Below are 11,953 nucleotides of genomic sequence, written 5' to 3'. Positions count from 1 at the left end.
ACGAGAAAGTCTGGAAGCGATGCGCGTATTCGATCTTGCCACAACGCCGTTGCGCGAACTGAACAGCGCGCTTCACGCTATCGCCCCCGGCACCAATGATACGAATTTCGAGGTCGTCAATCCGCGCGGCAGCCATGCCGTTGCCGTCGGCATCGATCAGCCGGTCACCGTCGAGGTGCGCGGCAGCGTCGGCTATTATTGCGCCGGCATGAACGATGGCGGCACCGTGACCGTCCATGGCTCTGCCGGGCCTGGTGTCGCGGAAAACATGATGTCGGGCACGGTTGTCATCGAGGGTGATGCCAGCCAGTATGCCGGTGCCACGGGCCGTGGTGGCCTTCTTGTCATCAAGGGCAACGCTGCCTCGCGCTGCGGCATCTCGATGAAGGGCATCGATATCGTCGTCCAAGGCAATATCGGTCACATGTCGGCCTTCATGGGCCAGTCGGGTCACCTGGTGGTGCTTGGCAATGCCGGTGATGCGCTCGGCGATTCCCTCTACGAGGCTAAGTTGTTCGTGCGCGGCGAGGTCAAGAGCCTCGGCGCCGACTGCATCCAGAAGGAAATGAAGCCAAAGCATCTGAAGCTGCTTGCCGAGCTTCTGGAAAGAGCCGGCATCACGGGTGTCTCGCCGGAAGAATTCAAGCGCTACGGTTCGGCCCGCACGCTCTACAACTTCAACATCGATAACGCTGATGCGTACTAAGGCAGGGACCCGTTCATGAGCTATCACAACCCCTATACCCCGCCGCGCAAGTCAGCGACCTTCGACGATTATACGATGGCGGAAATCCGCCGCGCGGCGGCGACCGGCATCTATGATATCAGAGGCGCCGGCACCAAACGCAAGGTGCCGCATTTCGACGACCTGTTGTTCCTTGGCGCGTCGATCTCGCGCTATCCGCTCGAAGGCTACCGCGAGAAATGCGACACATCCGTCGTGCTCGGCGCGCGCCACGCCAAGAAGCCGATCATCCTGAAGACCCCAATCACCATTGCCGGCATGAGTTTTGGTGCGCTTTCGGGCAATGCCAAGGAGGCGCTCGGCCGCGGTGCCACGATTGCCGGGACATCGACCACCACCGGAGACGGCGGCATGACGGACGAGGAGCGCGGCCACAGCCAGACGCTGGTCTATCAGTATCTGCCGTCGCGCTACGGCATGAACCCGCGCGACCTGCGGCGCGCCGATGCCATCGAGATCGTCGTCGGCCAGGGTGCCAAGCCCGGTGGTGGCGGCATGCTGCTCGGCCAGAAGATTTCCGACCGCGTCGCCAACATGCGCAACCTGCCGAAGGGCATCGACCAGCGCTCGGCCTGCCGCCATCCCGACTGGACCGGCCCGGACGATCTCGAAATCAAGATCATGGAACTGCGCGAAATCACCGATTGGGAAAAGCCGATATATGTGAAGGTCGGTGGCGCGCGTCCCTATTACGATACGGCGCTTGCCGTGAAGGCCGGTGCCGACGTCGTCGTGCTCGATGGCATGCAGGGTGGCACGGCTGCGACGCAGGATGTCTTCATTGAGAATGTCGGCATGCCGACGCTAGCCTGCATCCGCCCCGCCGTCCAGGCGCTGCAGGATCTCGGCATGCACCGCAAGGTGCAACTGATCATCTCCGGCGGCATTCGGTCCGGCGCCGACGTCGCCAAGGCTTTGGCGCTGGGTGCCGACGCGGTTGCCATCGGCACGGCGGCGCTGGTCGCCATCGGCGACAACGATCCGCACTGGGAAGAGGAATACCAGAAGCTCGGAACGACGGCCGGCGCCTATGACGACTGGCATGAGGGCAAGGACCCGGCAGGGATCACCACGCAAGATCCGGAGCTTTCCAAGCGTCTCGATCCGGTTGCTGCCGGACGGCGCCTCGCCAACTATCTCAAGGTGATGACGCTCGAGGCTCAGACCATCGCGCGCGCCTGCGGCAAGAATCATCTGCACAATCTGGAGCCGGAGGACCTCGTCGCGCTGACGATCGAGGCATCCGCCATGGCGCAGGTGCCGCTTGCGGGCACCAGCTGGATTCCCGGCAAGGGAGGTTTCTAACCCTTAAAAAAAACTTCGGCCGTCGTCTGATCTCCCAAGCCAGCGGCGGCCATTTTCTTGAAAAAGTGTCTGAATAATCCAAAGGGGAACACAGTGACACTCGATCTTGCTACCTTTGCCAAAGACCGTGGCATCAAATATTTCATGATCAGCTTTACCGACCTTTTCGGCGGCCAGCGGGCAAAGCTTGTTCCGGCCGAAGCAATCGCCGATATGCAGAAGGACGGCGCGGGTTTTGCGGGCTTTGCCACCTGGCTCGATCTGACGCCCGCCCATCCCGATCTTTTTGCTCTTCCGGATGCGTCTTCTGCCATCCAGCTTCCCTGGAAGAAGGATGTCGCATGGGTTGCCGCCGACTGCGTGATGGACGACCAGCCGGTCGACCAGGCGCCGCGCGTCATGCTGAAGCGATTGATCGCCGAAGCTGCCAAGGAAGGCCTTCGCGTCAAGACCGGCGTCGAGCCGGAATTCTTCCTGATCGCACCGGATGGCGGCAAGATTTCCGACGAATTCGATACGGCCGAAAAACCCTGCTACGACCAGCAGGCCGTCATGCGCCGTTACGACGTGATCGCCGAGATCTGCGATTACATGCTGGAACTGGGCTGGAAGCCCTACCAGAACGACCATGAGGACGCGAACGGCCAGTTCGAGATGAACTGGGAATATGACGATGCGCTGCAGACGGCCGACAAGCATTCCTTCTTCAAGTTCATGGTGAAGACGGTTGCCGAGAAACACGGCCTTCGTGCCACCTTCATGCCCAAGCCCTTCAAGGGCCTGACCGGCAACGGTTGCCACGCCCATATCTCCGTCTGGGATCTGGAAGGCAAGACCAATGCCTTCGCCGACAAGACCATGCCGTTCGGTCTTTCGGCCAAGGGCAAGACCTTCCTCGGCGGCATCATGCAGCATGCGTCGGCCCTTGCCGCAGTGACCAATCCGACGGTCAATTCCTACAAGCGCATCAACGCGCCGCGCACCATTTCCGGTGCTACCTGGGCGCCAAATACGGTGACCTGGACGGGTAACAACCGCACGCATATGGTTCGCGTTCCGGGTCCGGGGCGGTTCGAGTTGCGCCTACCGGATGGCGCCGTCAATCCGTACCTGTTGCAGGCCATCATCATCGCCGCCGGCCTGAACGGCATTCGCAAAAACGCCGATCCGGGCCGCCACTACGACATCGACATGTACAAGGAAGGCCACACCGTCACCGACGCGCCGCGCCTGCCCCTGAACCTGCTCGATGCGCTCAGGGAATACGACAAGGACGAGGACCTGAAGGCCACGCTCGGCAAGGGTTTCTCCAGCGCCTACCTGAAGCTCAAGCATCAGGAATGGAATGCCTACGCATCGCACTTCACGGATTGGGAGCGGCAGACGACGCTCGATATCTGAGGCTTGGCGCTTCGGAAAAGAGACGCCACTTCGGCAATCGTTTGACCGGGAAAGAACCGATGAAAAGCCACGTCCTGACAGTATCGTGCCAATCGACCCGCGGCATCGTCGCCGCGATCACCGGCTACCTCGCCGAGAAGGGGTGTTACATCTCGGATTCGTCGCAGTTCGACGATCTCGAAACCGGCCTGTTCTTCATGCGTCTCACCTTCCTGTCCCAGGAAGGCGTATCGGAGGAGGACATCAAGGCTGAATTCGCCCCGGTCGCCAAGCCCTTCGGTATGAACTATCGCTTCAACGACAGCGACGAGCGCATGAAGGTGCTGCTGATGGTGTCGCGCTTCGGCCATTGCCTGAACGACCTGCTCTACCGCTGGAAGATCGGCGCGCTGCCGATCGACATCGTCGGCGTGGTGTCGAACCACTTCGATTACCAGAAGGTCATCGTCAACCACGACATCCCCTTCTACCACATCAAGGTAACGAAGGAGAACAAGCCGCAGGCCGAAGCGCGGCTGATGGAGGTGGTGGAACAGTCTGGTGCCGAACTCATCGTGCTCGCCCGCTACATGCAGGTGCTGTCGGATGCGGTGTGCAAGAAGATGTCGGGCCGGATCATCAACATCCACCACTCGTTCCTGCCGTCGTTCAAGGGTGCGAACCCGTACAAGCAGGCCTTCGAGCGCGGTGTGAAGCTGATCGGGGCGACGGCGCACTATGTGACGGAGGATCTCGACGAGGGTCCGATCATCGAGCAGGACGTGGCGCGCATCACGCATGCGCAGTCTGCGGAGGACTATGTGTCGATCGGGCGGGACGTGGAGAGCCAGGTTCTGGCCCGCGCAGTGCATGCCCACATCCACCACCGCACCTTTATGAATGGCAACAAGACCATCGTCTTCCCGCCGAGCCCCGGCTCCTATGCTTCCGAGCGCATGGGGTGAACCATGGGGAGTGCGACGCGCATTGACGGGAAGAAAGTCGCGGCGTCGGTGATCGAGGCTGTGAAGGCTGCGACCTCGGCGCTCGAAGATGAGGCAGGGGTGAGGACCGGGCTTGCGGTCGTCATCGTCGGCGATGATCCGGCGAGCCACACCTATGTCGGCGCCAAGGGTCGTCTGGCCAAGGAATGCGGCTTCAACTCCACCCAGCACACGCTGCCGGAGGAGACCACGCAAGGGGACCTCGCAAGCCTGGTGGCCTCGCTGAACGCGGATCCCGCCGTGCATGGCATCCTGGTGCAACTGCCCCTGCCGAAGCACCTCGACGCCGAGCCGATCATCCAGTCGATCAAGCCGGAAAAGGACGTCGATGGCCTGCATGTGGTCAATGCCGGCAAGCTTGCGACCGGCGATCTGGCGACCGGCCTGATTTCCTGCACGCCGGCAGGCGCCATGCGCCTTGTCCGCTCCATCCATGGCGAGGACCTGACGGGTCTGGCGGCCGTCGTCATTGGCCGCTCCAACCTGTTTGGCAAGCCGATGGGGCAATTGCTGCTCCATGCCAATGCGACGGTGACGATCGCGCATTCGCGCACGAAGGACCTCGCGGACGTCTGCCGTCACACGGATATCCTCGTTGCCGCCGTCGGCCGTGCTGAAATGGTGAAAGCCGACTGGGTGAAGCCGGGTGCCACCGTCATCGATGTCGGCATCAACCGCATAGATGCGCTGGAGGGCGGCGAGGGCAGGAGCCGTCTGGTGGGCGATGTCGCCTATGACGAGGTTTCAGAGGTTGCCGGCGCGATCACGCCGGTTCCAGGCGGTGTCGGACCGATGACGATCGCCATGCTGATGGCCAACACCGTGATCGCAGCCTACCGCGCATCGGGTCGTGAACCGCCGCGTTTCTAGACTGATGCCAAAGAACAATGGAGATACCAGTTTTAACACTCTTGCGACTTTGAGCAGCGGCGATATACTCAGGAAATAAATATTCCGCAAAAGAAAATGGGAACGAGAATATGAGTCTTAGCTGGCGTTTTTCCGCCCTTGCAGACAGGCATCGGGCACTCGGATCGAACCTCGAAGACTGGAGCGGCATGGGAACCGCCTGGACCTACGACAAGGACATCTACGAAGAGCACATCGCCGTGCGCACCAAGGCCGGCATCATGGATGTCTCGGGCCTGAAGAAGGTCCATCTCGTCGGCCCGCATGCGATCGCCATTCTGGAATATATCACCACCCGCGACATGACGAAGGTCTATCCCGGCAAGTCGGTCTATGCCTGCATGCTCAACGAGCGCGGCCACTTCACCGACGATTGCATCGTCTACCGCACCGGTCCCAATTCCTGGATGCTGGTGCATGGCTCGGGCTCCGGCTTCGAGGAAATCGTCAAGCAGGCACAGGGCCGCAATTGCGCCGTGCTGTTCGATGACGACCTGCACGACCTGTCCCTCCAGGGCCCGCTCGCCGTCGACTATCTCGAAAAATACGTGCCCGGCATCCGCGACCTCAAATATTTCCATCACATGCAGACGACTTTGTTCGGCGCGCCGGTGATGATCTCGCGCACCGGCTATACCGGCGAGCGCGGCTATGAAATCTTCGTGCGCGGCCAGGATGCCGGCATGGTCTGGGACCGCATCGTCGATGAAGGCAAGGCGATGGGCATCATCCCCGTCTGCTTCAGCGTTCTCGACATGCTGCGCGTCGAAAGCTACCTGCTGTTCTACCCCTACGACAATTCGCAGATGTATCCCTTCGCCAACGAGCAGCCCGGCGATAGCCTGTGGGAGCTCGGCCTCGATTTCACCGTCAGCCCCGGCAAGACCGGCTTCTGCGGCGCCGAGGAACATGCTCGCCTCAAGGGCAAGGAGCGCTTCAAGATCTTCGGCCTGCTTGTCGAGGCCGATGGTCCGACCGATCTTGGCGACGAGGTCTGGGCCGGCGACAAGAAGGTGGGCGTCATCACCTGCCCGTCCTACTCCAAGCTCACCAACCGCTCCATGGCGATCATGCGCGTGGACGTTCCCTATGCGGTGCAAGGCACCAAGCTCGAAGTGAAGGGCAAGACCGTCAACGCGCCGGCCATCGCCCACACGATCACCTTCGACGATCCGAAGAAGACAAAACGGACGGCGCAAGGCTGAGGATATCGGCATGCTCGTACAAGGGATCAAAAGCAGGCCGGAATATAAGGGGCTCGACATTGATCCCCATGCCAAACGCCACCTCTTCGTCCTTGAGGGCGAAGGGGCCCAGGCCCTGATCGATCAGGTCGGGGCAAAGGGCAACGACTTCTTGGCAAAGTCGGAAATCCTCTATCTGGCGGCGGGCGCGGCCCCCAAGGCCTACGACATCGCGCTTTCGGCGCTCTCGCCGGATGTTTTCTGGCAGGCGCCGACGCTTCAGCCGCTTCTCTTTCGCCTGCGCGCCTGTCTTGAGCAGGCCCGTATGGGAACGCGGCTCTCCATTGCCGGCACCGAGGGTTTTATCGGCCAGATCATGCAGGTGGCGATCGAATACGGCATCGACTACCATTCGATCCATACCGAACATCGCGGCTCGACGGCGCGGCGGGTGCAATGCGTGCACTGCAAGGGCATCACCGACAATGTGACGACCAGTCCTTTTGCCTGCAGCCATTGCGGTCTGCCGCTTCTGGTGCGCGACCATTACTCCAGACGGCTTGGCGCCTTCCAGGGCGTCAACATCGATGCAGAAGAACCGGGCACGGCCCCAGAACCTGAGGAGATGTTCCCGTGAGCCTCAACACAGACATGCCTGTGCGGGTCGCCGCGGTGACGCAGGTGACCGATATGGTCAAACGCTTCCGCTTCGAGCGGCTGGACGGCCATCCCATGCCGTTCTTCTCCGGCGGTGCCCATGTCGTCGTCTCGATGAACGACAACGGACTGCTGCGGCGCAATCCCTATTCGCTGATGTCCACCCCCGACGACAACAGTGCCTATGAAATCAGCGTGCTCCGGGTTCCCAATTCCCGCGGCGGCTCGATCTTCATGCACGAACAGGTGCGCCCCGGCGATCAATTGACCGTCAGCCAGCCGGTCAACCTCTTCGCGCCGGACCATCGCGGACGCAAGCACATCCTGATTGCCGGCGGCATCGGCATCACGCCGTTCATCGCCATGATGGAGCAGTTCAACCGCGATAACATCGCGTTCGAACTGCACTACGCCATCCGTTCGCGCTCGCACGGCGCCTACTGGCAGCAATTGCTCGACCGCTACGGCCCGCGGCGTATCAAGATCTATGTCGACGAGGAAAAGTCATTCATCCCCGTCGCGGAGATCGCCGACAACCAGCCGCTCGGCACGCATCTTTATGTCTGTGGGCCCGCCGGCATGATCGACGGCGTGCTGATGACGGGGCTGAAAGCCGGCTGGCCGAAGGAAAACCTGCATTCGGAACGGTTCCTTGCGCCGCCCGCCGGCCTGCCGTTCCAGGTCTTCCTCGAGAGGTCCAACATCCACATGACCGTCGGCGAGCACCAGAGCATTCTGGAAGCGGCCGAGGCGCATGGCTGCGATGCGCCCTACATGTGTCGCGGCGGCGCCTGCGGCCAGTGCGAGACGGAGGTGCTCTCCTGTGATGGCACATTGCAGCACAACGACATCTACCTGTCGGACGAGGAAAAGGCATCCGGCAAGAAGGTCATGATCTGCGTCTCGCGGTTCAAGGGCCAGCAACTCGTTCTTCAACTGTAGATAAGGGACCGGACAGATGACCATCACGTTCAGGAGCGAAACGTTCCGCGACGACTTCACCTTCCGCAACAGCCTCTACAACATCAAGCGCTTTCCCTTCCCCTTCGATCGCGACGAATACATGTATTCGGTCAACATGGAGCCGCATATCCGGGGCAAGGCGGACAGCGTTTTCGAAAACCTGATCGATGTCGACGAACACTATGTCGCCGAGATGCAGGACCGGGCGATGGTGCTGAAGGACGATCCGCTGCGCTGCCAGGCGCTGCCGCACATGATGGCGGCGCAATGGGACGTGCTGGAGCTCATCATGGAGCATCAGGCACAGGATTACCCGGAGCATTTCACGCTGACGAAGGACGGCGACCGCTGGCGCTGGATCAACCGGCCAATGGGCATCGACGACACCTTCACCTTCGGCGATCCGGCAACGCTTCCCCATCCGCCGATGGAATACATCACCCGCCAGGCGCAGGGCGATTTCTGCATCGTCGACCAGCGCGACAACAATCTCTGGATGGATGCCGGCATGGTCACCACCCAGGCCGACTGGTCGCTGGATTTCGATATCGGCATGAACTTCATGGAATGGCACGGCCCCGTGCCGCTCGCCCACCAGATCGGCGTGTTCGACCGCGCGCTGAAATTCCTGCTCAACCTGCAACAGGGCAAGCCGACCCGCCGCCTCAACTGGACGATGACGGTCAATCCGCGGCTCGATACCTCGCCGGAAAACTATCACAAATGGGGGCCGGACCGCACGACGGTGACGCCGGAGAATGTCGGCGACAAGATGCACCTGCGCGTCGAGTTGCAGAGCCTCTGGCGCCTGCCGCGCTCCAACGCCATCCTCTTCGTCATCCGGTGTTACCTGATCAGCCTGAACGAACTGGTGACCGTGCCCAAATGGGGTCGCCGCCTGCCGCGCGTGCTGAAAAACCTGCCACCGGAAATTGCCGACTACAAGGGTCTGACCCGCAACCGGCCGATCATGATCGACTGGCTGGCGAAATATGACGACGGGGCGCCGACAAGTGCAGGCATCCATCCGGATTGAAGGTCTTCACAAAGCTTACAACGATATAAAAGGGAACAGACACATATGACCAGAGTAGCGGTGATCGGCGCAGGGCCATCGGGCCTTGCTCAATTGAGAGCCTTCCAGTCCGCCGCCCAGAAGGGTGCGGAAATCCCCGAAGTGGTCTGCTTCGAAAAACAGGCCGATTGGGGCGGGTTGTGGAACTACACCTGGCGCACCGGGCTCGATGAATATGGCGAGCCCGTCCATGGCAGCATGTACCGCTATCTCTGGTCGAACGGACCCAAGGAATGCCTGGAGTTCGCCGACTACTCCTTCGAAGAACATTTCGGCAAGCCGATCGGCTCCTATCCGCCCCGTGCGGTGCTGTGGGACTATATCAAAGGCCGCGTCGAAAAGGCCGACGTGCGCAAATGGGTGCGCTTCTCGACACCCGTTCGCATGGTGCGGTTCGATGAGGCGACGAAGAAGTTCACGGTGACGGCGCACAACCGCGTTGAGGACCGGATGTATGACGAAGAATTCGACTATGTCGTCGTCGCCTCCGGCCATTTCTCTACACCGAACGTGCCCTATTTCGAAGGCGTAAAGACCTTTGGCGGCCGCGTGCTGCATGCCCATGATTTCCGCGATGCCCTGGAATTCAAGGACAAGGACGTGCTGATCGTCGGCCGCAGCTATTCGGCCGAGGACATCGGTTCGCAATGCTGGAAATACGGCGCAAAATCGGTAACCACGAGCTACCGTTCCAAGCCGATGGGCTTCAAATGGCCGGAGCGCTTCGAGGAGCGGCCGCTGTTGCAGAAACTCGTCAACAAGACGGCCCATTTCGCCGACGGATCGACCAAGGAGGTTGACGCCCTGATCCTCTGCACCGGTTACCTCCACCATTTCCCGTTCCTGCCGGACGACCTGCGCCTGAAGACCGCCAACCGCCTGTGGTCCGACAACCTCTACAAGGGCGTCGTCTACGAGGACAATCCGCAGCTGATGTATATCGGCATGCAGGACCAGTTCTACACCTTCAACATGTTCGACGCCCAGGCCTGGTATGCCCGCGACGTCATCATGGGCCGCATCGACCTGCCCTCGAAGGCGGAGATGAAGGCGCATTTCGACACATGGCGCGCCCGTGAGGAAACGCTTGAGGATGCCGAGCAGATGATCTGGTTCCAGGGCGACTATGTTATCGAGCTTCTGGAGCACACCGACTATCCGAAGTTCGACGTCGAGGGCACCAACAAGACCTTCATGGAATGGGAGCACCACAAGGCCGAGAACATCATGGGCTTCCGCGACAACGCCTACAAGTCGCTGATGACCGGCACCCTCGCACCCAAGCATCATACGCCGTGGCTTGAGGCTATGGACGATACGCTCGAGGTCTATCTGAAGAACTGATTTTGGTTCGACGACGACAAAGCCGAAGGCCACGTCCCTGGTCTTCGGCTCATACTTTTAAGTAACGGGATATCACCCAAGCCGATCAATATTCCTCTTCTCCGCACTCCAGCAATCGCCAGGTTTCCATGGATTTTCTGAGCAGCGTTCTCGGTCGCATGAATGGTTTTCTGTATCGATGCCGGGCGGACGAGCATTACACGATGCTGGAGATGACCGACGGCATCCAGCGGATCTTCGGCTATCCCGTCGACGAGATCGTCGGCAATCGTGTGCGCACGTTCACCTCCATCATGTGTGAGGAAGACGTGCCGGCGATGGACGAGGTGGTCGGCAAGGCACTGGAAGGCCGCACTGACTGGATGCTGGAATACCGCATCCGCCACAATAAGGGTCATTATCTCTGGGTCACGGAAACCGGCGGTGGCGTCTGGGGCGCTGATGGGGAACTGCTCTATCTCGAAGGCAGCATCGTCAACATCGAATCCCTCTATCAGCGCATCGACGAACAGACCGCCGACATGCGCGCGACCGCCTCGCGCACCGCCGAGATCCTGCATTCCCTGCGCTCCCTGAAATTGCTCGCCGTCAACGCAGGCATCGAGGCGGCGCGGGCCGGCACAGCCGGTGCCGGCTTCGCCGTCCTCGCCTCGGAAATGCGGGCGCTTGCCAATGATTCCGAGGCGGTCGCTCGGCAGATTGCGACGGCGCGGGGCAAGTCGAGGTGAAGTTTCGACTCCGAGCGCAACGCTTCGACGGATCGCGCCGTTCAAAATAAGCGTTTTTGTGATTTATTCTTATCCATGATAGGGTGCTCAAAAGGAGTTTCCCCACATGGCCACCATGACCATATCCCTACCTGATCCGATGAAAGAATGGATCGAAGCCCAGATCAGCAAGGGCGAGTATGCAAGCACCAGCGACTATGTGCGCGATCTCGTGCGCCGCGATCGTTCCCGCAGAGATCAGGAGCTGACGATCGAAGACTTGCGCCAGATTGTTCTGGACTCCCGGTCGAGTGAGCCCGGCAAACAAAGCGTCGACGAGATCTTTGAAAATGCAGAGCGCCTTGCCAAGGCAAGGGGCATCGTGCGTGACTAGCTACACGCTGACCGAGCGTGCCGAAGATGACCTGCTCACGCTGTTTCTCGATGGCATCGAGATGTTCGGCTTGGCCCAGGCCCGTCGCTACAAGGAAGAATTGGTACGCTGTTTTGAGCTGATAGCCTCGCGTCCACAGATGGGAAGGCTCGCTCCGTCGATCGGCGAAGGTGTGCGGCGGCATGCGCATCAGAGCCACATCATCCTCTACGAAGAGGCAGGAGAGACCGTCCTCATCCTCGCAGTCGTTCCCGCAAGGAGCGTCCGCCTTCTGAAACTCTAGACG

The 11,953-nt window shown here is 60.6% G+C and carries 13 protein-coding genes; all 13 read left to right on the top strand.

Features of this window, described 5'->3' with window-relative positions:
* Positions 1 to 19 precede the first annotated feature (19 nt).
* The 13 genes from BSY16_RS29970 (at position 20) to BSY16_RS29910 (ending at position 11,950) form a co-directional block, all read left to right on the top strand.
* Positions 20 to 706: a GltB/FmdC/FwdC-like GXGXG domain-containing protein gene (locus tag BSY16_RS29970; protein ID WP_069063795.1), complete on the top strand. Its 687-nt coding sequence runs from the start codon at positions 20 to 22 to the stop codon at positions 704 to 706.
* A 15-nt stretch (positions 707 to 721) separates the two neighbouring features.
* Complete coding sequence (locus tag BSY16_RS29965) at positions 722 to 2,050, top strand: FMN-binding glutamate synthase family protein (RefSeq protein WP_069063385.1); 1,329 nt, start codon at positions 722 to 724, stop codon at positions 2,048 to 2,050.
* Between the two features lie 93 nt (positions 2,051 to 2,143).
* Complete coding sequence (gene glnT / locus BSY16_RS29960; RefSeq protein ID WP_069063384.1) at positions 2,144 to 3,451, top strand: type III glutamate--ammonia ligase; 1,308 nt, start codon at positions 2,144 to 2,146, stop codon at positions 3,449 to 3,451.
* Between the two features lie 59 nt (positions 3,452 to 3,510).
* The gene (gene purU / locus BSY16_RS29955; RefSeq protein ID WP_069062465.1) at positions 3,511 to 4,395 is read left to right on the top strand and encodes a formyltetrahydrofolate deformylase; all 885 of its coding nucleotides are present in this window, start codon (positions 3,511 to 3,513) and stop codon (positions 4,393 to 4,395) included.
* Between the two features lie 3 nt (positions 4,396 to 4,398).
* On the top strand, positions 4,399 to 5,304 hold the full coding sequence (gene folD, locus BSY16_RS29950) for a bifunctional methylenetetrahydrofolate dehydrogenase/methenyltetrahydrofolate cyclohydrolase FolD (protein ID WP_069063383.1): 906 nt from the start codon (positions 4,399 to 4,401) through the stop codon (positions 5,302 to 5,304).
* A 110-nt stretch (positions 5,305 to 5,414) separates the two neighbouring features.
* The gene (locus BSY16_RS29945) at positions 5,415 to 6,548 is read left to right on the top strand and encodes an aminomethyl transferase family protein (protein ID WP_069063382.1); all 1,134 of its coding nucleotides are present in this window, start codon (positions 5,415 to 5,417) and stop codon (positions 6,546 to 6,548) included.
* 10 nt (positions 6,549 to 6,558) lie between these two features.
* Positions 6,559 to 7,164 carry a dimethylamine monooxygenase subunit DmmA family protein gene (locus BSY16_RS29940; RefSeq protein WP_069063381.1) on the top strand — a complete coding sequence of 202 codons (606 nt, stop codon included), beginning with the start codon at positions 6,559 to 6,561 and terminating at the stop codon, positions 7,162 to 7,164.
* Between the two features lie 14 nt (positions 7,165 to 7,178).
* Entirely contained in the window at positions 7,179 to 8,126 is a 948-nt protein-coding gene (locus BSY16_RS29935; protein WP_502696038.1) for a PDR/VanB family oxidoreductase, read from the top strand.
* Between the two features lie 16 nt (positions 8,127 to 8,142).
* Positions 8,143 to 9,183 carry a heme-dependent oxidative N-demethylase family protein gene (locus BSY16_RS29930; protein ID WP_069063379.1) on the top strand — a complete coding sequence of 347 codons (1,041 nt, stop codon included), beginning with the start codon at positions 8,143 to 8,145 and terminating at the stop codon, positions 9,181 to 9,183.
* Positions 9,184 to 9,228: 45 nt separating this feature from the next.
* Positions 9,229 to 10,566 carry a trimethylamine monooxygenase gene (locus tag BSY16_RS29925; protein WP_069063378.1) on the top strand — a complete coding sequence of 446 codons (1,338 nt, stop codon included), beginning with the start codon at positions 9,229 to 9,231 and terminating at the stop codon, positions 10,564 to 10,566.
* 128 nt (positions 10,567 to 10,694) lie between these two features.
* Complete coding sequence (locus tag BSY16_RS29920; protein ID WP_069063377.1) at positions 10,695 to 11,294, top strand: methyl-accepting chemotaxis protein; 600 nt, start codon at positions 10,695 to 10,697, stop codon at positions 11,292 to 11,294.
* A 106-nt stretch (positions 11,295 to 11,400) separates the two neighbouring features.
* The gene (locus tag BSY16_RS29915; protein ID WP_069063376.1) at positions 11,401 to 11,667 is read left to right on the top strand and encodes a type II toxin-antitoxin system ParD family antitoxin; all 267 of its coding nucleotides are present in this window, start codon (positions 11,401 to 11,403) and stop codon (positions 11,665 to 11,667) included.
* Complete coding sequence (locus BSY16_RS29910) at positions 11,660 to 11,950, top strand: type II toxin-antitoxin system RelE/ParE family toxin (RefSeq protein WP_083243185.1); 291 nt, start codon at positions 11,660 to 11,662, stop codon at positions 11,948 to 11,950. The genes BSY16_RS29915 and BSY16_RS29910 overlap by 8 nt, the downstream gene beginning before the upstream one ends.
* Positions 11,951 to 11,953: the final 3 nt, after the last annotated feature.

The organism is Sinorhizobium sp. RAC02 (genome assembly GCF_001713395.1).
GTDB lineage: Bacteria > Pseudomonadota > Alphaproteobacteria > Rhizobiales > Rhizobiaceae > Shinella.
This window is presented reverse-complemented; position numbering and strand designations above follow the sequence as displayed.